The sequence below is a fragment of the Nocardia sp. NPDC059240 genome (assembly GCF_042753865.1).
Classification (GTDB): Bacteria; Actinomycetota; Actinomycetes; order Mycobacteriales; family Mycobacteriaceae; genus Nocardia.
In genome coordinates this window covers 265,693-286,383 of sequence record NZ_JBHZAC010000008.1, presented here as the reverse complement: position 1 = coordinate 286,383, position 20,691 = coordinate 265,693, and the positions used below count along the sequence as shown (strand labels likewise).

The 20,691-nt window shown below is 68.0% G+C and carries 19 protein-coding genes; 10 read left to right on the top strand and 9 right to left on the bottom strand.

Annotated features, from left to right (window positions below; all coding sequences use genetic code 11):
• Both ACFXHA_RS28795 and ACFXHA_RS28790 read left to right on the top strand, forming a co-directional pair.
• Positions 1-777 (top strand): hypothetical protein, encoded by a 777-nt coding sequence (locus ACFXHA_RS28795; RefSeq protein WP_379362101.1) that lies wholly within the window; start codon positions 1-3, stop codon positions 775-777.
• Between the two features lie 76 nt (positions 778-853).
• On the top strand, positions 854-2,005 hold the full coding sequence (locus ACFXHA_RS28790; protein ID WP_379362100.1) for an epoxide hydrolase family protein: 1,152 nt from the start codon (positions 854-856) through the stop codon (positions 2,003-2,005).
• A gap of 16 nt (positions 2,006-2,021) precedes the next feature.
• Here the strand turns inward: ACFXHA_RS28790 and ACFXHA_RS28785 are convergent, their stop codons facing one another.
• A complete protein-coding gene (locus tag ACFXHA_RS28785; protein ID WP_379362099.1) occupies positions 2,022-3,185 on the bottom strand; it encodes a lipase family protein in 1,164 nt (387 codons plus the stop codon).
• Between the two features lie 247 nt (positions 3,186-3,432).
• Between ACFXHA_RS28785 and ACFXHA_RS28780 the strand changes: the two genes are divergently transcribed.
• Positions 3,433-4,851 carry a DoxX family protein gene (locus ACFXHA_RS28780; RefSeq protein WP_379362306.1) on the top strand — a complete coding sequence of 473 codons (1,419 nt, stop codon included), beginning with the start codon at positions 3,433-3,435 and terminating at the stop codon, positions 4,849-4,851.
• Between the two features lie 7 nt (positions 4,852-4,858).
• On the opposite strand, the gene ACFXHA_RS28775 is transcribed toward ACFXHA_RS28780, so the two are convergent.
• The gene (locus tag ACFXHA_RS28775; RefSeq protein ID WP_379362098.1) at positions 4,859-5,380 is read right to left on the bottom strand and encodes an SRPBCC family protein; all 522 of its coding nucleotides are present in this window, start codon (positions 5,378-5,380) and stop codon (positions 4,859-4,861) included.
• A gap of 49 nt (positions 5,381-5,429) precedes the next feature.
• On the opposite strand from ACFXHA_RS28775, the gene ACFXHA_RS28770 reads away from it, so the two are divergent.
• Entirely contained in the window at positions 5,430-5,999 is a 570-nt protein-coding gene (locus ACFXHA_RS28770; RefSeq protein ID WP_379362097.1) for a TetR/AcrR family transcriptional regulator, read from the top strand.
• On the opposite strand, the gene ACFXHA_RS28765 is transcribed toward ACFXHA_RS28770, so the two are convergent.
• Positions 5,996-6,568, bottom strand: a complete 573-nt coding sequence (locus ACFXHA_RS28765) for a TetR/AcrR family transcriptional regulator (RefSeq protein WP_379362096.1) — start codon at positions 6,566-6,568, stop codon at positions 5,996-5,998. The genes ACFXHA_RS28770 and ACFXHA_RS28765 overlap by 4 nt on opposite strands.
• Before the next feature lie 126 nt (positions 6,569-6,694).
• On the opposite strand from ACFXHA_RS28765, the gene ACFXHA_RS28760 reads away from it, so the two are divergent.
• Together ACFXHA_RS28760 and ACFXHA_RS28755 are read left to right on the top strand one after the other, a co-directional pair.
• A complete protein-coding gene (locus tag ACFXHA_RS28760) occupies positions 6,695-8,152 on the top strand; it encodes an MFS transporter (protein WP_379362095.1) in 1,458 nt (485 codons plus the stop codon).
• Between the two features lie 30 nt (positions 8,153-8,182).
• Entirely contained in the window at positions 8,183-8,536 is a 354-nt protein-coding gene (locus ACFXHA_RS28755; RefSeq protein WP_379362094.1) for a VOC family protein, read from the top strand.
• Position 8,537: 1 nt separating this feature from the next.
• On the opposite strand, the gene ACFXHA_RS28750 is transcribed toward ACFXHA_RS28755, so the two are convergent.
• Both ACFXHA_RS28750 and ACFXHA_RS28745 read right to left on the bottom strand, forming a co-directional pair.
• Entirely contained in the window at positions 8,538-9,377 is an 840-nt protein-coding gene (locus ACFXHA_RS28750; RefSeq protein ID WP_379362093.1) for a helix-turn-helix domain-containing protein, read from the bottom strand.
• Between the two features lie 166 nt (positions 9,378-9,543).
• Positions 9,544-10,425, bottom strand: coding sequence for an SAM-dependent methyltransferase (locus ACFXHA_RS28745; RefSeq protein WP_379362092.1), 882 nt, complete (start codon positions 10,423-10,425; stop codon positions 9,544-9,546).
• 505 nt (positions 10,426-10,930) lie between these two features.
• Between ACFXHA_RS28745 and ACFXHA_RS28740 the strand changes: the two genes are divergently transcribed.
• On the top strand, positions 10,931-11,560 hold the full coding sequence (locus tag ACFXHA_RS28740; RefSeq protein ID WP_379362091.1) for a nicotinamide riboside transporter PnuC: 630 nt from the start codon (positions 10,931-10,933) through the stop codon (positions 11,558-11,560).
• A 24-nt stretch (positions 11,561-11,584) separates the two neighbouring features.
• Here ACFXHA_RS28740 and ACFXHA_RS28735 read toward each other — a convergent pair whose 3' ends face one another.
• A complete protein-coding gene (locus ACFXHA_RS28735; RefSeq protein WP_379362090.1) occupies positions 11,585-12,004 on the bottom strand; it encodes a hypothetical protein in 420 nt (139 codons plus the stop codon).
• 205 nt (positions 12,005-12,209) lie between these two features.
• Between ACFXHA_RS28735 and ACFXHA_RS28730 the strand changes: the two genes are divergently transcribed.
• Positions 12,210-12,632 (top strand): helix-turn-helix domain-containing protein, encoded by a 423-nt coding sequence (locus ACFXHA_RS28730; protein WP_379362089.1) that lies wholly within the window; start codon positions 12,210-12,212, stop codon positions 12,630-12,632.
• An 87-nt stretch (positions 12,633-12,719) separates the two neighbouring features.
• Here the strand turns inward: ACFXHA_RS28730 and ACFXHA_RS28725 are convergent, their stop codons facing one another.
• Positions 12,720-13,502, bottom strand: coding sequence for an SDR family NAD(P)-dependent oxidoreductase (locus tag ACFXHA_RS28725; protein ID WP_379362088.1), 783 nt, complete (start codon positions 13,500-13,502; stop codon positions 12,720-12,722).
• Between the two features lie 97 nt (positions 13,503-13,599).
• Here ACFXHA_RS28725 and ACFXHA_RS28720 point away from each other — a divergent pair, with 97 nt between their 5' ends.
• Positions 13,600-14,232, top strand: coding sequence for a TetR/AcrR family transcriptional regulator (locus ACFXHA_RS28720; protein ID WP_379362087.1), 633 nt, complete (start codon positions 13,600-13,602; stop codon positions 14,230-14,232).
• 40 nt (positions 14,233-14,272) lie between these two features.
• Here ACFXHA_RS28720 and ACFXHA_RS28715 read toward each other — a convergent pair whose 3' ends face one another.
• Positions 14,273-15,454 carry an Ig-like domain-containing protein gene (locus ACFXHA_RS28715; protein WP_379362305.1) on the bottom strand — a complete coding sequence of 394 codons (1,182 nt, stop codon included), beginning with the start codon at positions 15,452-15,454 and terminating at the stop codon, positions 14,273-14,275.
• A 224-nt stretch (positions 15,455-15,678) separates the two neighbouring features.
• On the opposite strand from ACFXHA_RS28715, the gene ACFXHA_RS28710 reads away from it, so the two are divergent.
• Complete coding sequence (locus ACFXHA_RS28710) at positions 15,679-16,539, top strand: universal stress protein (RefSeq protein WP_379362086.1); 861 nt, start codon at positions 15,679-15,681, stop codon at positions 16,537-16,539.
• Positions 16,540-16,559: 20 nt separating this feature from the next.
• Here the strand turns inward: ACFXHA_RS28710 and ACFXHA_RS28705 are convergent, their stop codons facing one another.
• Positions 16,560-20,621, bottom strand: a complete 4,062-nt coding sequence (locus tag ACFXHA_RS28705) for a hypothetical protein (protein ID WP_379362085.1) — start codon at positions 20,619-20,621, stop codon at positions 16,560-16,562.
• Positions 20,622-20,691 lie beyond the last annotated feature (70 nt).

Here is a 20,691-nt window from a genome sequence, read left to right as displayed (position 1 = left end):
GTGATTGACGGGATCCGGGCAGCTCGTGGGTTGAAAGCGGCGGTCGCGGCACTGGCGGCGAGCGGCCTGCTGCTGTTCGGATGTGCGCCCGGCCAGCCGGATTCGCATCCGATCCCGATCGAATCGCTGCCCGCCGCACCATCCCCGATACCACCGGCAACCTGCACGGAAGCACCCTCCGACGCAAAGCCGTCCCAGCAGTTCTACCGCACCACCTTCCACGCCGACCTCGACACCCTGCGCTACGGCTCACTCGCCTTCGACCGCGGAGTCGTGCGCGCCGCCACAGCCACCACCCTCACCGTGACCCGCAACGGCGACGCCCGCGAACTCACCTTCGCGATCACGAATCCCGATGCCTACCAATGCCATCTGACGGTCGAGCAAGCGCCGGGAACACAGGTATCCATCGCCTCGCAAGCCGGGACCGCAACGGTGATCTGGCCGACCACCACCCAGACCCCGACGCTGTTGAAGGTTGCCTACCACGGCGTCTTCGACTACATCAAGAGCGGCGAGAAGGCCGAAATAGCTTCTCTCGCAGCAGAGTTCGGACGAGTGCAAGAATGGTCCGGACACGTCCCGGGGCCGCTGACCTACCGCCGCGGCGACGGGGCATCGCTGACCGTGCAAACCACACCCGAGACAACCTGGGCCAACTCGGACGGCAACCTGTCGCCCGAACAAATCAAGCCCTGCCAGCTCATCCAGATCCTCACCGGCCCGTCCACCGGCCAACTGAGGATCCGCGCCGACAACCCCTCCATCCACTGCTGACCTGTGGTGGTCGACACGATCGCACCCGGACCAATTAGGACAGGTTTCGACCTGGTGGAATCTTAGGTTGGTCGTTATGAACGCTGACATCATTCCCTTCCGGATCGATATCCCGCAGGTTGAGCTCGATGATCTGCGTGACCGCCTGGCCCGCACCCGGTCGCCGTACCCGGTACCCGGCACCGGAGCGCGATGGGACCACGGCATCTCCCCGGACTACCTGCACGAGTTGGCCGCCTACTGGGCCGACGGGTTCGATTGGCGCGCCCACGAAGCCGAACTGAACCGCTACCCGCAGTTCGTCACCGAAATCGACGGGCAGCGGATTCATTTCCTGCACCTGCGATCTCCCGAACCGACCGCGACCCCACTGCTGCTCAACCACAGCTACCCGACCTCGTTCGTCGAATTCCTCGCTGCGAGCGGGCCCCTGACCGATCCACGCGCCCACGGCGGTGACCCGGCCGACGCCTTCCATCTGGTCATCCCGTCCCTGCCCGGCTTCACCTTCTCCAGCCCGCTCTCGGCGCGCGGATGGAACATGGAACGGACCGCGCTGGCGTTCGGGGAGTTGATGACCCGGCTCGGCTACGAACGGTTCGGTGTCGAGGGCGGTGACCTCGGTGCCGGGGTCACCGGACGGGTGGCGACGCTGCTGCCCGAGCGAGTGATCGGCGCGCATACCCATGGTGACCGTCTTCAGGTCGGCATGGTCGGGGAGGATCTACCAGTTCCCGCCGACCTCGACCCCGACGAGCTGAAGCAGCTCGAACAAGCGCAATACACCTGGTCACAGATGAAGGGCTACAAGGTCCTGCACTCCACCGAGCCCAACGCCCTGTCGGCGGGCCTGGCCGACTCCCCGATCCTGCAACTGGCCTGGATCGCGGAAAAATTCGTCGAGTGGGCCAACCCCGCGACACCGATCAGTCGCGACAACGTTCTGATCACCGCCAGCCTCTACTGGTTCACCCGCACCGGCCCCGCAGCCGCCGACTTCTACTGGGAACTGGCCCACGCCGAAAACCCCGGCTGGGGCGACACTTCGGCCGTACCCCAAGGCCAATCCCTCTTCTACAGCGACCCTTTCGTCCGCAAAGTCCTCGGCGCCGGCGACAATGTCGCCTTCTTCCGGGACCACACCGAAGGCGGACACTTCCCCGCCTTCGAAGTCCCCGACCTGTTCACCGACGACATCCGCACCTTCTTCCGCCAACTCCGCAACTGACAGGGCCGTGCTGGTGTCATCCCAAGGTCTGGCGTAGGAAGTCGAGGCCGTCCTGTCCGGAGATCGACACGATGCTGTTGTGGGTGGCGGTGGGATAGGTGTGCAGGTCCGCTTGTGTTCCGGCTCTTGTCAGTTGTTGCTGGAGCAGTATTGCGGCGGGTAGCGGCATGATGTCGTCGAGGGCGCCCTGAGCGATGCGGATCGGCACTCGGTATCCCGTCGTTGGGACGGTGAGGTAGTCGCGCAGGGCGGCTTCGAAGACCGGTTCGGCCAATGGTTTCGCCAGGAGCTCGCCGGGTGGTTGGCCGCGCACCATGCGTGTGACGGGGGCCAGGTCGCAGTCGGGGCTTGTTTCCGCGGTCCGGACCGCGGTGCGCCCTTTATCGGTGAGGTAGTCGGTGATCGGGAGGTCTGGGCGCGCGTGTGCGAGTCCGGCGATGGCCAGCACGCCGTTGACCATGATGCCGTTCACCAGCGGGATGACCGGAGTGTTCGGGCCCATCAACCCCAGCAGCAGTTCGACGTTCGATGCGGGCGCGAACGCGAGGACTCCTCGCAGATTCAGTTCCGGCGCATAGTCGTCCGCCATCGAGGCGGCGAACAGGGCCGCGTGCCCGCCCTGCGAATGGCCCGAGGTGACATACGAGGCGGACAGTTCGGGCGCTAGTGCTCGCGCGGCCCGGACGATATCGATCACCGCGTGCCCCTCGGCGCGTCCGGCGAGGTATTCGTGGTAGCCCGGCGCACCGAGGCCGATGTAATCGCTTGCGGTGACCGCATATCCGGCGGCGAGGAACCGGGACAGGTCGGGCGTCTGATCCAGGGTTCCGTCGATGACATTGCCGGTCCGGCTCGGCGCGCAGCCCTCGGTCATCCCCGAGGTGCCGTGCCCCCAGGACACCACCGGCCAACCGCCGGCCGGCGGCTGGCCTTCGGGAACATAAACCATTCCTCCGCTGACCTCGGAGGTGTCGCTCTGGCCGGTGGTGCGATAGATGATCCGAAACCCGCTGCCCGCGTGCGGAATCAACTCCGCGCCCGATAGTGGTGTCGATTCGACCACGGTTCCCGGCATTGTCGATGACTGCCCGGCCGTCGGCTGTGCCGCCGCGCAGGTCGTCCCAATCAGCGTCGCCACGACCGCCGCCACGATCACGATCGATACTCGACTGAACAACATACCCCCAAGAAAAGGACTGCCCGGGACGATCGCACCACGATCACCCCACCGACCCCGACACTGGCAACTTAGCCGTGGACCGGTCGGCAAGACAACCGGATCCACGGGCGCCAGGGCTTCCCTCGAGGCCACCTCGACCTGTGGGACGGTCCGTTTCTTCAGCGAAGCACCCGGTCTCTGTTAAGCGGGCTGTCCTACCGTCGGTGCACTGGCGGCGAGGTGGGAGGGTGCGGTGGCGGATACCGAGGTGAGGGAGGCCGTATCGGCCGAGTTGGTGGATCCGCCGATACCGTACGAGCAGGCCGGGGAGATCGAGGCGGCGGGTGTGCCGCAGACGCCGGAGCAGGCTGAGACGGCTGGGTCGCCGTGGAGCTTGGCGACGCGGGTCGGATTTCGTTTCGGGGCTTGCTATTTCGGATTGTTCGGGCTGGTTGGTGTGGTTGGGCTGGTGCCGATTCTGTTGGCGGGGATCGGTGTCGATACGGGGTGGGCTTCGGTGCATCACGTGCTGGGGTGGGCGCGGCCGCCGATCGAGTGGACGGCGACCCATGTGCTGGGGCTGCGGGCGACCAGTACCCAGGTGGGTAGTGACAGTGGGTTCCAGTGGACCGCGCTGTTTCTCGTGCTGTTGGCGGCTCTGCTCGCCACGGCGGTCTGGTCGGCGCTGGATCGGCGCAGGCCTCGCTACACCAGGCTATATGCCTGGACGCGGCTTGGGCTGCGGTTCGTGCTGGCGATCGCCATGTTCTATTTCGGGATGGCGAAAGCGATTCCGACGCAGATGCCGTTCGTACTGAATCGGCTGGTGGAGCCTTTCGGGAATTTCAGCCCCGAGGGGGTGCTGTGGTCGCAGGTGAGTGTGTCGCAGCCGTATGAGATCGCCTTGGGGGCCGCGGAATTGCTGGCGGGCGTGTTGTTGGTGGTGCCGCGGGCGGCTACGGCGGGGACGCTGTTGTGTGCGGTGGATATGACGCAGGTGTTCCTGTTGAACATGACCTACGACATTCGGCTCAAGACGGTGTCGTCACAGTTTCTGTTGCTGAGCTTGTTCCTGCTGGCACCGCATGCGCGCCGGGTGTACGCGGTGTTGTTCTCCGATCGTGCCGCGCCCGCGCTGCGGCCGGTCGCGTTGTTCGCTTCCGCGCGTGCCAACCGGATCGCGCTGATCGCGCAACTGGTCGCGGGCCTGGTGCTGCTCGGGGTGACCGGCGTGCAGAACTGGCGGCAATGGCAGCACCCGACGCCGGAGCTGTACGGCATCTACGAGGTGGATCACTTCTCCTCGGAGGGTTATGCGCGCGATCCACTGCTCACGGATGAATTGCGTTGGCGGCGGGTCATTGTCGATCGGCCGTTCCATGTCTCGGATCCGGTGGTGCTGACCATCCAGCACATGGACGACTCCTTCGAGATCTACGGCGGCACCATCGATCCCAGCAAGCATTTCATCGATCTGCACCACCGCATCGCGCTGGGCACCTATGCCGAGACCCCGGTCCACGTTCGCCTGAGCTACTGGTGGCCGGGGCCCGGCAAACTCGTCATCGACGCCGATGACTATGCGGGACATCGCATTCACGCGTACTTCAACCAGCTCGACCCGAAGTCGTTCCCGTTGCTGGAGCGCGGTTTCAGCTGGGTGCAGGAGCAGCCCTACAACCGGTGACCGCGGATCAGCCGACGGGAATCGGGTCGGTGGTCCGACCGAATCCCAACCGCAGCACGCGCACCCACGGTGACCAGCTGGTGGGCCGGGCCGGTGGCTGACCCGCCGCTGTCGCCACACCGTCGAGCAGTTCCTCGACCACCGCGTCGTGCAGCCAGCGGATGGCACACGTCCACAGCAGCCAGCTGGGCGGTCCGTCCGCCTCCGCAACGAGGAGATGCCTTACCACACAACCGGATTCGCCCCGGTCGATGATCTCCAGGGTGTGCGCCCCGGTGAACGGCATGCTCGGCGCGAAGGTGAATTCGACGGCGCGACCCGGTTCGTAGGCGGTGCAGCTGTAGCGAATGTCGCCGTGGCCGCCGTCCGCGCCGACCTGCAACGGGCGGTCCAGCACCAGCGCGGGCCAATTCTGGCTGGGCCACAGGGGATTTCCGGGTTCGGCGACCGTGTCGAGCAGAGCGCCCACCTGCTTCGCCGGGACCGGCAGTTCTCGTTGGTGAATATTCCAGATCATCGACCCGCCCACTTCCGTACGCTACCGTATGGTTCCACTCCATACGGTAGCGTACGGAGCCGTGGCGGAGAAGAGGCAACGACTCAATCGTGAGGACTGGATCACCGCCGCACTCGCGGCGCTGACCGCGGGGGGCGTGGCCGCGGTGGCCATCGAACCCCTTGCGGCCCGGCTGAATTCGACCAAGGGCAGTGCCTACTGGCATTTCGCGAATCGGGACGAGCTGCTGGGTGCGGCCCTCGAACGCTGGGAACGCGACGAGACCGAGGCCGTGATCGCGCTGATCGCCGCCGAGCCCGACCCGGCCACGGGCCTGCGAACCCTGATGGGCACCGCGCTGTCGCACCCGAACGAGAACCTCGCGGTCACCCTCGCCGGTTCGACCGACCCGCTGGTCGAGCCGGTCCTGGCGCGAGTCACCAACCGCCGCATCGACTATCTGGCGGAACTGTTCGTCCGCCTGGGCTTCGATTCCGGGGCGGCCCGCAACCGCGCGGTGCTGGTGTACACGACCTACCTGGGCACCGGACAGCTCTGGCGGACCGCCCCGGGCGCGCTGCCCGCCGGCACCGCGGCCTGGGAGTCCTATATCGACGAGATCTGGCGGGCGCTGAGCGCGCCCGCGCGCTAACCCCGGGCGCGCAGGCCGTCGATGGTCACCGAGATCATCCGCTCGGTCGCCTCGGGAGTGGTTGCCTCGCAGGCGACGCCGATGCCGTGCCCGAATCGGAGCAGGTCGGCCGGCTCGATATCGGGCCGGATCGCGTGCACCTCGCGGGCCGCGTCCAGCAGGAGCGTGGCCGCCTCGGTGATGGCCGCGCGACACAGCTGGAAGGTGGGCGTCTGGCGGTCCATGCCCGCCTTGAGGGTGGTGGCCAGCACTCGATTGAGCCGCACCCAGCCCACGTACTCGCGCAGCCAGCGTTCGAAAGCCGTCTCCGCCGAACCGGTTTCGAGCAGCTCACGGGCACGAGCGCTCAACTGCTCGATATTGGAGCGGTAGACGGCCTCGATGAGTACTTCGCGATTGGGGAAGTGGCGGTAGAGGGTGCCGATGCCGACCTCCGCCCGGCGCGCGATCTCCTCGAGCGGTGCGTCCGGGCCGAGTTCGGTGAAGGCGGTCTGTGCGGTGGTCACGATCCGCTCGTAGTTCCTCCGCGCATCGGCGCGCATCGGCTTCCCCGTCGACGGTGCTTCCACGAACCCTCCACTAGAAAACGGATGGACCCTCCGGATAGGCTTGCGTAAATGGAGGAACCCTCCATATGATAGCTCTATCGGAAACGGAGGATACCTCCGTTTGATTCCCTCTTCTGGAGCGTTCCTTTGTCGACCTCTTTTTCGACCGATGCTGCCGTCGTCACGGCCCGCGACCCGGCGTCCCGGCGCGGACTTCGATCCGGCATCGTGCTCGCCACCCTGCTGACCTGCCAATTGATGATCGTCCTGGACATCACCGTGATGAACGTGGCGCTGCCGCGCATCCAGACCGACCTGCACTTCAGCGCCACCGGACTGTCCTGGGTGATGAACTCCTACAGCCTGGTCTTCGGCGGACTGCTGCTGCTCGGCGGCCGTGCCGGTGACCTGTTCGGCCGCCGCAGCCTGTTCATCGCCGGGGCGGCGCTGTTTACGGCCGCCTCGCTCGCGGGCGGACTCGCGCCCAGTGCCGGATGGCTGCTGGCCGCCCGGGTGCTGCAGGGCATCGGCGGGGCCATGGCCGCCCCCAATACCCTTGCGCTGCTGACCACTTCGTTCCCGGACCCCAAGGCGCGGGTCCGGGTGCTCGCCTGGTTCTCGGGCATGTCGAGTGCCGGGTTCGCCATCGGCCTCATCGTCGGCGGCCTGCTGACCGAATGGCTGAGCTGGCGCTCGGTGCTGTTCATCAACGTGCCCTTCGGGCTGGTGGTCGTGGTGTTGGCGCTACTGAATCTGCCTGCGGCGGAACGTGAACCGGACCATCACCTCGACCTGCCCGGCGCGGTCACGGCGACCGCCGGGGTGGCCACCCTCGCCTACGGCTTCATCAGCGCCGCCTCGCACGGCTGGGGCAACCCGATCACCGATATCTGCCTGGCGGTCGGCGTGGCTCTGCTGATCACCTTCCTGACCATCGAATCCCGTACGCGCCAGCCACTGTTGCCGCTGCGACTGTTCACCGACCGCAATCGCGCCGCCGCCTACGCCAATATGTTCCTGGTGCCGATGGCGGGCCTGTCGATGTTCTTCTTCCTCACCCAGTTCCTGCAGGACGTACTCGGATTGAGCGCGCTGGCAACCGGTTTCGCGTTCCTGCCGACCGCCGTGATGATGTTCACCATGGTCCGGCTGATCCCGCGGCTGCTGGCGCGCTTCGGCCCCCGGCCGGTGGCCATGACCGGCGCGGTGTCGATGGGCACCGGACTCGCGCTGCTCACCACGCTGACCGCGCACAGCGGCTACTTCCCGCTGCTGTTCGTGGCGATGCTGCTACTGGGATGCGGTATCGGACTGTCGGTTTCGCCGCTCAACGTGGTCATCATGTCGAATGTCGAACCGCATGAGGCGGGCGCGGCGGGTGGTGCGCTGCAGACCCTGCAGCAGACCGGCGCGGCGCTGGGGCTGGCCGTGCTGGTCACCATCTTCGGCACCGCCGCGCGCGACGCGGGCGGCACCGCCCAGCACGCCCTCGTCGGCGGTATGACGGTCGTGTTCGCGGTGGCCGCGGGGATCGCGGCACTGACCTTCCTGGTCGCCCTCAGCTTCCGGCCCGCTACTGTCAAGACGGAACCAGCACGTCGATAGTCGGAAACGACAAGGCCACAGGAGGTTTCCTTGAGCGACCACGAAGTGAAGATGATCATCCTGTCCACCGATGACCTGGACGAATCGATCAAGTTCTACGGCGAGACGCTCGGCATGCCGGTGAAGTTCCGCGACGGCACGCACTTCGCGGCGCTCGACGGCGGCCCGATCACGCTCGCCCTGGCCACCGCCGTCGACCACCCGATCCACGGTCAGGTCGTCGTCGGCATCAAGACCGCCGACGTCGACGCCGCGGCCAAGGCGGTCGAGGCCAGTGGTGGCGGCATCGTGCGCGGACCCTACGACGATGCGCACGAACGCCGCGCGGTCGTCTACGACAACAAGGGCAATGGGCTGGTGTTCTACCAGCCGCTCGCGCGCTGAATCACATCCGCAGCCCGAGGAAGATCTGGATCCGGCCCGGATAGCTGGTGGAGGGCACGCCGAACAGCTGGCCCACGATCGACATCTGCTGCCCGGTGCTCGGATCGCGCAGCCGGATGATGGGCCGCGCGCGCTCGTAGCGCGACAGCGTGGTCGACCACAGCTCCCGGAACAGCGGATAGCGGCCCAGCTCGGCCAGCAGTTCCTCCGACCAGCTCGGATCGGCGTGCTCGGCGGTGAAGCCGTGCAGCCACTGCACCGAGATCCGGACCTCGCGCTCCCATTCCACCAGGGCCTGCTTCGCGAGGGGATTGCCGAGCATCCAGCGCAGCAGGTTGCCGTCCTCGCGCAGGCCCGGAAACCCCTGGGCGAAGCTGGAATTGCAGTACAGGATATTGAGCCGGGTGTCGGTGTAGGCGGCCAGATGCGGTTCGTAGAGTTCCAGCGCGCGCGGGATGCCGCGGCCCAGGTCGGCGCGCAGGTCCTCGACGTCGGGCAGTTCGGTGGCGGGCAGACCGGCCAGATCGAACAGCAGCCGGCGCTGGCCCGGCGCGAGTTCGGCCAGTCGGGCCAGACAGCGCAGCAGCGCCTCGATCACCTCGCGGGTGGGGTGCGCGCGGTCGCCCTTCTCCAAGCTGGTCACGTAGCTCGCGCTCACCCCGGCGTTGAAGGCGAGCCGTTCGCGGGACAGGCCGCGCTCCTCACGCAGTCGCCGTAAGGCCGAACCGAAGGTAGGGGGTTGCGGGAGTTCATCTTTCGGCGTTTTCGATTCCGCGCCGAGATCCACCGCCGCCGCCTCTCCACTGCCCGGGGACGTGCTGCCGCCGGTCCGCTCCTGCACTGCACCACACCCTACCGGCAATCGGGTCGCAATCGTGACGCGAAAGTGGCGGGGGCGGGACGAGATTCGGGCGGTGTCTGTGCGGTCACCGGGCGGCAAGACACGGTGCGGGCCGAGTTGCCGCGCACGGTGGGGGAGCGCAGCAACTCGGTGGACAACATTCGGGCTACCCGGGGCGAACCACGGTGACGAGATTGATCAACGACTGCTGCTGGGGACCCGCGGCCGCCGGGACCTGCCCGAGGCGGTCCAGATAGTCGGTGAGATAGATCCGCTCACCGCTCCAGCCGTGCGCGCCGAACCAGGCGGTGGCGTCGGTGCGCGGCTCGTTGTAGATCATGCTCACCCACTCCGATCCCGCATCGTCACCGCCGGACATCGCGGCGACCGCCTCGGCGGGCAGCGGATCCATCTGCTCGATCGCGACCCGGCTGCCGGGCGCGCTGAGCGCGGCGATCGCGGTGAACAGCTGATCCTGTGCGGCCGGGGTCAGGTAGATCAGCAGTCCTTCGACCAGCCACGCGGTCGGCGCGGCCGGATCGAAGCCGCTCTCGCGCAACGCCTTCGGCCAATCCTCGCGCAGATCCACCGCGACCTCGCGGCGGTCCGCGCCCGGCCGGTGCCCGGCCGCGGCGAGCGTCTCGCGTTTGAACGCCAGCACCTGCGGGCGGTCGAGTTCGTAAATGGCCGTCTGCTCCGGCCAGGCCAGCCGGTAGGCGCGCGAATCCAGTCCGGCGGCCAGGATGACCACCTGCCGGATGCCCGCCGCGGTGGCCGCGGCCAGGAAGTCGTCGAAGTAGCGGGTCCGCACGATCTGATGCTGCTGGAACTGCGCACCGAAATCCGGTGTCAGCAGCGGATGATCGGGCGCGCGGCCCTCGAGCAGATCGACCCACTCCGCACCCGCCGCGCGCACGAACAGCGCGGCCAACGGGTCGTGTGCCGGCGCGGCGGCGTCACGGCCACCCAGCGCCCGGGCCGCCGCCACGAACAGCGCGGTCGATCCGACACCGGTCTTGATATCCCAGGAATCATTGTCGGTACGCATGATCGCCAACGTACCCACGCGATCGCCACCGGGCACCCCACCCGCCCCCGACCACGAAAATCCTCCACGAATCACCGCCCGCACCGGATTTCGCGCCACCGAACCGCACCCGGCGCACACAATCGCGCACGCCGTCCGGCGCACGTCATCGGGCAGGCCCCGGCGCACGTCATCGTGCAGCCCCCGGCACACCTCTTCGCGTCGTCCCGGCACGCATCATCGGGTGAGGCACCCGGCACGCGTCATCGTTTGAGCAGCCCGGCGCACGTCACCGTGTGAGGCGCTGGCACGCGTCATGGTGTGAGGCGCCCGGCACGCGGAATCGTTCGAGCCTGGCCGGGGCGGGAATTCCGGCGGCGGCGACGGGTGTTGAGAGTCGCGTGGTTGTCGTTCTTCTCGCGAAGGTTGTTCTCGCCCATCGCGCCGAGCCGATCGGAGGGATGCGCGGGGCATCCACCGGGACGCTGGCGCGCCGCGAATCCGCCCATATGGCACGGTGGTCGGCGTGAACGCGGCTTTCGACCTGCTCGGGGAGCACATCCTCTGGACCGATGCGATCGGCAACATGCTGTCGCTGGCGGTGGTGTGGCTGGCCATGCGCAAGACGATGTGGACGTGGCCGGTGCAGCTGGCGGGTGCGCTGTTGCTGCTGGCGGCGTCGATCCACGCGCATGTGCCGGGCAATGCACTCAAGCAGATGCTGTTCATCGGGCTGGCGGGCTACGGCTGGTGGGCCTGGGGGCGGGGTACCCGTGACCATCGGGAGTTGTTGGTGCGCCCGGCCTCCGGCCGCGAACGCGTGATCCTGCTGGCCGTGCTCGCGCTGGGTACCGCCCTGGTGGCCGAGGCGTTCAGTCACCTGTCGTGGCTGCACATCGCGTGGTCGCCGTGGGCCAACGCCTATGTCTTCGTCGGCAGCGCCATCGCGACTTTCGCGCAGAGCCGTACCCTGACCGACTTCTGGATCATCTGGATGCTCGTCGACCTGGTCGGTGTCCCGCTGGCTCTGAAGTCCGGGCTCTACGCCTCCGGCGCGGTCTACGGCATCTTCTTCGTCATGGTCACCGTCGGATTCCTGCGCTGGCGTCGCGAATACCGTTCCCGCCGCGACCAACTCACCGCCGCCCCGGTGTAACCGATTCCGGGGGAGCGGTTTTCGCTATCCCGCCTGAGGTGTGAGCAGGGTGTTCAGGTCGGGGCCGCCGACGGCGATGGCGACGGGTGCGCCGATCAGGACCGTGCCCGCGACCGCGCCGATGGCTCCGACCGCGGCGGCGGTGACCAGGCAGCCGCCGATCGCGCCGGGGAGGGTGAGGACTCCGAGGCTGACGGCTGCGCCGCCGACACCGCCGACCACGCCGCCGATGAGGCAGCCCGCGCCGAGACCGATCGCGGTGCCCGCCATCGCGCCCGCGCCGGTGCCGAGGGTGACGGCATTGCCGAGGTCGGCGAGGGCTTGTTCGTGGGTCGGGGCGGCAGGTGGTGCGCTGTCGGCGGGGGTGTCCGCGTGCGCGGTGGCCGCGGTGGCGGCCATGGTCGCCACCGTGAGGGTGCAGGCGGCGAGCAGTCGAATACGCATAATGCAGTCTTACTGCAATAAAGGGCTCGCGGTCAAATCATGCGCAATCAATTAGCTACCTGACCTCGGGTCGCGGAAATCGGAATCACCACCGTTTCTCACGGATGGCACGCCGATGTTCGGGTTTGGCCCGGGTTTATCGCGAACCTGTGGCAACCTTGCCGGGGTTTGGGCAAAGGTTTTGAGTGCGATCGAGGAGCGGTGGATGGCGAAAATGGGGAAGATGGGCCGGAAGAAGCGGTCCCGGCTCATTACGCAGGGCCTGCTGACGTCCGGCAAGGATCGGGCGCAGGTCGCGGAGCGGGTGGATCCGGAACCGGTGGCGGCGCGAGAGGTCGCGCCGGTAGTGGTCGAGACCGTCGCGGCGGGGGCTGCCGGAGAGCCCGATATCAAGGCCCTGGCCGAGCGGGTCAAGGCGCGGCGGCGCGAAAACGGTTGGACGCAGGCCGATGTGGCCAAGAACGGCGGACCGTCCACGGGCATGATCAGTCAGATCGAACGATGCCTGATGGAATCGCCCGCCGAGGACGTCCTGGTCAAACTCGATGCGGCGCTGGAGTGGCCGGCGGGCACCGCGGACGCGATTCTGCGCGGCAGTGCCGCCGAACTGGTGGGCGCCGCGAACTGACGCGGACGCGCTGACGCGAAGGCCCCGATCGAATCTCGATCGGGGCCTTCGTCATTGCGTGCGGTGACTACGCCGTACCGACAGTGATTACGTGTGGGCCGCGCCGTCGATGCGGATTTCGGTGCCGCTGATGAAGCGCCCGTCATCCGACACCAGCATGGCGATCACCCCGGCCACGTTCTCCGGCCCGGCCAGCTCCTCCGGATTGTCCTGCGGCAGTACGGCGATCAGCCGCCCGAACAGCGACCAATCGGCATCCTGCGGGAGGTAGCCGGGCGTGGCGTCGGTGATGCCCGACTTGATGCCGCCCGGGGCGACGCTCACCGCGCGCAGCCCCTGCTTGCCGTACTCCAGCGCCAGCACGTGGGTCAGCGTCTGGATGCCGCCCTTGCTCGCCGAGTACGCGGCCATGTAGGGGTGCGCGAAATTGGCCGAGGTGGAACTGAAGTTCACGACGGTGCTGCGCGGGTTGGCCAGCAGCGCGGGCAGCGCTTCCCGGATCACCAGGAAGGTGCCGGTGAGGTTGACGTTGATGATCTGGTTCCACAGATCCAGTGAGGTCTCGTGGGTGTGGGCCGCGCGCAGGATGCCCGCCGCGTTCACCACCGCGTCCAGCCCGCCGAGGGATTCGATGGCGTTGCGCACGCCGGCGACCACCTCGTCCTCGGCGCCGATGTTCATTTCGATGGTGGTGAGCCGCGAGTCGGTGCCCGCCTCGGCGGCCTGCTTGCGGGTCAGCGCCAGTCCCTCGGCATTGACGTCGGCGCCGGCGACGACCGCCCCTTCCGACAGCAGGCGGAGAACGGTGGCCTGGCCGATGCCGGATCCGGCACCGGTGACCAGAATGCGGCGCTGCTCGAGACGGTTCATGGATCACTTCCTGATCGGTGGAACTACTTACTGACACGATATGCCGTTAATGGCACTCCGCGCCATAAATAGTTTCGGCCTTGGCTAGAGTGCCTCTATGACCAGCGCCGCCAGCGACAGGCCCCGCACCGGCCGCCCCACGCTCACCGAGGCCCGCCGCGCGGCCACCCGCCGTACCGTGGCCCTGGCCGCCGCCCGTCTGTTCGTCGAAAGCGGCTATACCGCAACCACGGTCGAGGACATCGCCGCCGCGGCGGGCATGGGTCTGCGCACCTTCTACCGCTACTTCGCCGGGAAAGAGGACGTGCTCGCCCCCTTGCTCGCCATCGGCAGCCAGGCCTGGGCCGATGAATTGTCCGCCTGGCCGGCCGAGATCCCGCTGCGCGAAGCCCTCGCCGACTCCTATCGGACCGCCACCACCCGCACCGCGGCCGCCGAGGGCATCGCGGAAGCCGACCTGCGCCCCCTGGTCCGCGCCGCCACCCAGCTCCCCGCCCTCCGCGCCACCTGGCTGCGCATTCAACAGGACACCGAGACCCAACTCGTCCCCATCATCGCCGCCCGCACCGGCCGCGCACCCGGGGACCTCGACGTGGTCCTCACCGCCGCGATGGCCAACACCGCCGTGCGTCTCGGCACCGAAATCTGGGCCGCCTCCGACGCTCCGGGCTCGCCCGCCGATGTCGTCGAGCGTTGCTTGGCGGGCATCGCCGCCAATACGCTGCTGTAACCCGATATACCTTCTGTTGCAGCAGGTTTCGCATTCGGCCTCAGCCGAGACTGCCGCCGTGCAGCCAGTCGGGCCAGGGGATGGACCAGTCGCCGTTCTGCCAGATGTCGAGGGGGTCGCCGCCGGTGTTGCGGACCTCGACCACGTCGCCGGGTACGACGAAGTCGTAGAACCAGGCGGCGTCGTCGGGGGAGATGTTGAGGCAGCCGTGGGAGACGTCGGTATTGCCCTGCGCCCAGACGCTCGCGGCCAGTTCGTGCACATAGATGCCGTCGTGGCTGATGCGCACGGCGTGATTGATGCTGGTGCGGTAGCCGAGGCCGGAGTTGGTGGGCAGGCCGTAGCTGGCCGAGTCCATGATGACGGGGTCCTTGCGGTCCAGGACGGTGTAGATGCCGGGACGGGTCCAGAACGAGAGCACGCGGCCGCCGATGACGGCGGTGCCGCCCATACCCATCGAAGTGGGCATGGTGCGCACCAGGTTTCCGTTGTCGAAGACCTGGATCTGTTTGGTGTCATCATCGGCGATGGCGACGTGCGCGGGGCCGATCGTCACCGAAACGCGTTGGTCGCGTTGGCCGTACGTGCCGTCGCCGAGCTGGACGCCGAAGAGGTTGGCCGACACCGTGATCCGGGTTCCCGGGGCGTGGTAGTGCTCGGGTCGCCAGTGCACGTTACGGTCGTCGAGCCAATACCACGCGCCGGTGGTCTTGGGCACGGTCTCGACCTGTAGACAGCGTTGCGCCGCGACCCGGTCGACGGCCTCGTCGAAATGCGCGACCAGCACGAAACCCACACCGTACGTGTCGTTTTCGGAGAGCTCGTTCAGATTCGCCGAGCGCAGCGAGACATCGACGAGCCGATCCGGTTCGACGGTCGTGCAGGTGGCGGTGGCGGTGACATCGCCGGTCTCGCCGTGTGCCACCGCGGTCGCGGTGTAGGTGTGGCCGTAGCCGAGTGGTTCGGAGCTGGTCCAGCTGCGCCGGTCCGGCGACGCCGTGCCGGGCAGCGGCCGTCCCGTTTCGTCGATCCATTGGACGGATGTCACGGTGCCGTCGGCGACGGTCACCACGCCCAGTTTCCGGGCCTCGGCCGGGCCCGGTCCGGGATCGAAGCGGATGGTCGCGGGTTTCGGTGGCTGCCGGGGTTTCTCGCTGTCGCTGCCGCATCCGGCCAGGACGACGCCACCGGCGATCCCGAGCAATAGTTCACGACGTCGCATTCCCACCGTGTCTCCCTTCGCCGGGTCTCACGACCGTGCTCAGCGTGTGCCGGGCGAGGGCCATCGATGAAACCGACCGGCCGCGTCTGCACCGATCCGACGTCGAACCGACACCATTCCTCGACCATGCGCCGCCGATGTCCCGCTCGGCGAGCCGCCGGGTGCACGCCACCCGGACTCGTAGGATCGGGCCATCCGTTCCCCCTGTTAAGGAGGCGAATTCCGTGCCTGCCGACAGTCCCGATCGCCCGATCGTGGTGGGGGTCGATTCCTCGGAGTCGGCACTGCACGCGGTCCGCTGGGCAGCCGTCGCCGCCGCCCTACGCGGATCCCCGCTGCACCTGGTGTTCGCGGTCCCGCCGATCGCCGCAGCCGGTCCGGACGAGAGCCCGGTCCGGCTGCTGCACGACCGATTACGCGAAACCGCCCAGGCCGCCCTCGACAGTGCGGTGCAGATCGCGCGGCACACAGCGGACCGGCCGCTCGCCGATATCAGCACCTTCGTCGTCGACGCCCCCGCCGTCCCGGCCCTGTCGGAACTGGCTGCTACGGCCCACTATCTGGTGGTGGGTGTGCGCGGTATGAGCGCCTACCACCGCAGCCTGCTCGGCTCGGTCAGCACCGGCGTCGCCCGCGAGGCCGCGGGACCGATCGTCATCGTCCCGCCCGATCCGCTCGCCCTCGCCGACCGCCCGATCGTCGCGGGCGTCGACGGTTCCCCGCACAGCGCCCGAGCCCTGGAATTCGCCTTCGACGAAGCCGCACGCCGCGCGGTGCCGCTGATCGTGGTGCACGCCTGGGAACTGTCGGGTGACAGCGACACCCACACCCATGCCGACGCGGTCGGCCTGCTGGCCGGAATGCTCGCCCCCAACCTGGCGGCCCATCCCCGCGTAGACGTGAAATCGGTTGTGGTGGAGGGTCATCCGGCGCGGGTGCTGGCAGAGGCAACCGCGGATGCCCAACTGCTGATGATCGGCAGTCACGGCACCCGCGGCTATCCCGGCATGGCCCTCGGCTCGACGGGGCACGCGCTGTTGCACGGCACCGAGGTGCCGATCGCGATTATCCGGCCCCGACGCTGAACCGAGGACCGCGATTCAGCTCAGCTCGTGGCTCGGCACGGTGCTTGATAGGGCTGTTGCGGCAGATACCGATGCCAGAGGCTCTCGGTCCAGAACGTGCCGGTGATCGAACAGATCCGGTCGATGGCGTGCTGCGTGTCGAAATCCCATAGCGCCAACGTGCCCTCGGTCGTGATGGCGGCCAGGTAGTTGTTGCCCAACGACATCGCCGCACCCGTGTCGCCGTATCCGGCAGTGGAAGTGAGGGCAGCGGTCTGCGTGGGGTGGGCCCGATCGGTGAAGTCCCACAGTTGTACGGCGCCGTCGGAGCCGCGCGCCAGCAGACGTTGCGAGTCCGGCGTGAACGACACTGCCTCGGCCGCTGGGAGTTTCCCCGCGAGCGCGCCACCCAGCTTCCGTATCCGGTGTGGGTCACTGATATCCCACGCCTGCACGGTTCCCTTCTCGGAAACCACCATCGTGCGCAGGTCGGGTGCGATGACAACGGATGCTGCGTCGCCCTCGGGGAGGCGGATCAATTCCGCGACCCGGCTCGGATGCGACCGGTTGGCGAGGCTCCACAGGGTGGTGATCTCTTCCGCGGTTCCGGCGGCGCTGGTCTCGATCATGGTCTTGCCGTCCACCCCGAAACTGAAGGTCCCGTTCTCCGTCAGCGGGACCGCGGCCCCGAGCGGCGTCGTGCGGGACGGATTGCTCAAGTCCCACAGCTGCATCACCTTCTGGTCATCGATGGTGACGGCGGTGCGGAGGTCGGGGCTGATCTGCCAGTAGCGGTACGCGGAGGGATCGGGGAAGGTCCAGGTTCCGCGTGGATGGATGGCGGCCGGGTCGGTCACGTCGATCAGCGTGACGGTGCCCAGGCTCATATCCATCGCCAGCAGCAGGGTGCCGTCCGAGGAGAGCCGGCTCGAGCCCAGACTATGAGCGAACCGATACTGCGTGATCGTCCTGGGGGCCTGCAGGTTTCGGATATCCCAGAGGGTGGCCGTGTCTCTGCTGGAGAGCCCGACCGCGAGCTCGGTGCCGTTGGCCGCGAAGTCGGAGATCTCGTTCGAACCCGGTGCGGTCGGGGTCAGCGCGGTCGGTAGCGACCAGGTGTGGACGTCACCGGTGGACGTGCCGGTGAGCACGCTGCGGCCGTCCGCGGTGAACGCGAGCGTACGCGGTTCGGGTACACACTCGTATTGGTGGTCGTCGACGGGTGAGTGGCAGATGCCCGCGGTTACCGCCAAGTCGTCGACCAGCAGTGCCGGGTCGGCGGGATCGGTCACGTTCCAGACGGTCACCGTCTCGCCGACGGCCACGGCCAGCGCATGGCCGTCCGGGGCGAAGGCGAGCGCGGACATGCTGCCCCGGTCGATCTCCCGACTGGAGGCCATCCGCGGGTGTGCCGGATCGGCGAGGTCCCACAGCTGCACGATGCCATGCGAATCAGACTCGGGCGTTATGCCGACCGCGAGAACCGCACTGTCGGGACGGAAGTCGAGGTCGACCACGCCGGTCTGGCGGACGGACTCTGGGCTGATGGCGAAGGCTGGAGCCACCAGGGTCGGGTTGTTCGGTTGCGAGACATCCCACAGCTGAACCGAATTGAGGTTGGGTGACCCTTCCCGGTTCGCGCGGGCGAGCAGCCGCCCATCGGGGCTGAAACGCACCTTGCCGGTAGAGCCGTAGGCATCGGAGGTCGGCAGCTCGCGAGATGCCCGTTGGATCGGAGCGGCCGGATTGCCGATGTCCCACAGCGTGAATGCGCGCCAGCCCATGGTCACCAGGGTGCGGCCGTCCGGGCTGATCGCCAGCTGGGTCTCGAGTGAGAGCATAGGCAATTGGACCAACTGGCGCGGAGTCGCCGGATCGGAGATATCCCACAGCGTGACAATCGAATTCGCGTTCGGGATGCTGTTGCTGTCGGCTCCGGGGCGGGTACTGGTGGCCATCAACCGCGCTGTCGTATCGAGGGCTACCGCCGCGATACCGGTCAGCTGCTGTCCCCGCACGCGTGGATGCTTCGGATCGGTGGTATCCCAGAGCTGAAGGTTGCCGGATTCGTCCACCGATGCGAGGGTGCGCGCGCTGGGCTGGAACGCGATCTGCTTGATCACATCCGTATGTCCTGGGGTGACGGTCACCAGCGGAGTCGCCTGGGACTGCAGCAGTCTCGACCGCACGGTGGAATCACCGGGCCGTAGCCGCCATGCGACCAGATCCAGCTGCGCGGCCAGCGACGGATCGGTGTGCTGAACCCGATCGGCCGCGGCCAGAACCGCGGCGAACCGGCTGTCCGCGTCGCGTTGATCGGCCAGCCGTATCTGAGAGTAGAGGCCGAAACCCACCACGAGCAGTCCGACACCGAACAGCGCCAGAACCGCCCGGAGGCCGCGGGATCGGCGACGGGTCGTGCTCACGGCCGTTGCCGAGCGGGTCAGAAACTCCTGTGCCAGTGGACCGATCGGTGGTGGATCGGCGTGCTCGCGGGCGCTCTGCAACCGGGATCCGCGATACAGCAGCGATGGATCGCGTTCTTGGGCCGCCCATTCCGCGGCGTCGGACTCGAGTCGCTGGCGGATGAGATACCCGACCCGGTCCTCATCGATCCAGCCGCGCAGGCGAGGCCAGGCGGTGAGGACGATTTCGTGGGTGAGGGTGACGGCGTCGGCGTCGAGGGTGATCAGGCGGGTGCGGGCGAGGAGTTCCAGTGCGGCGGTGGCGTCTTCGTGGGCGTCGGTCCGGCGCAGGAGGTCGTCGCGGGCCACCGTGCGGCGGGTGTCGCGGGAATCCTGGCTGACTGTCACGAGGCCGAGCAGCAGTTCGCGGGCGGCGCGCTGCTGGTCGGAAGACAGTTCGTTCCACGCGTATTCGGCGGTCTCGGCGACCGAGCCGACCACGCCGCCCGCCCGCCGATACCCGGCGATGGTCAGCCGTCGGCCCTCCCGATGCTGCCAGGTGGCGGCCATGACGTGCGAGAGCATCGGCAGCGCGCCGGGATCGTAGGTGCGGCGGCCGTGACGGTCCCCGGCGCCGCATAATTCGGTGGTGATCAACTCCTCCAGGCCGGGCTCCAACTCCAGCCCGACCGCCCGCGCCGGACCCGAAACCGCCTGCGACAGTTCGTCCATCCGCAGCGGACCCAGCAGATAGCCGCGATGCTCCAGCGCGTCCTGCAGGATCAGGTGATTGAGGCAGTGCGCGTAGAAGTCCGCGCGCAGCGCCACCACCACCGCGACCGGATCGTCCGCGCGGCTTGCGACGCTGTCGAGGACACCCAGAAACAGCTCCCGCTCCCGCTCGTCGACGCACGCGGTGAACAGCTCCTCCAGCTGATCGACGACCACCAACCGGCGTGGCCCGCCGATCCGCGCCGCCGACAAGGCCAGCGCCACACCACCATCCGAATGCCGTGCCGAAGGCTCATCGCGCTCCGCCGGTTGGCCCTCGCTCTCGGTCGGCGGTGTCGCGCCCGGCCGGCCGAGGGCCTCGAGCAGGGCTGTGTAGGGATGCGAGCCCGGGGTGAGGGTGGTGATTTCCCAATCGTTCAGTGCGGGTGCCAATCCCGCTGCGAGGAGGGAGGATTTGCCTGCGCCGGAGGCGCCGATCACCGCGGTGAGGCCGGTGGCCGTCCGGACGGCATCCGTTAGCTCGGTGACCGCGCGGGACCGACCGAAGAACAGATTTCGCTGTTCGGCCCCGTAGGCGCGCAGGCCCGGATACGGGCAGGCGGCTTCTGCGTCCTGTCCAGGGTTCCAGCTGGTTGCCTCACGCCAGAGTCGCTGCCATTCGGCGGGATCGGCGAGCGTCGGTGGTAGCGGGTTGCCCGCCTTGCTCGCCAGTTCGATGAGGGTCAAGACCACAGGGAGCAGGGATTCGAAGCGGGCCGGGACGTTTCGGCCCGCCTTCCAATCGCTGATGCGCTGTGCGGACGCGCCGCCGGGCCGATTCCCGCGCGCCGCGCGCATCCGGTCCTCGGCCGCGCTAGCGACCCGGCGCAGCGTCGGATTACCCGCCGCCGCATGCAGTTTGTCGAAGCGCTCGGCGAAAACCGCACGCGGCGACCGTGTCCGGCCGTCATCGAGCTCCACAGCCACCACGTTTTCCCCCGTACCCGCTGGATCCCCGCCAGTATCCGGCCAATGTAGTTGCCGCCGTGGGGAATCG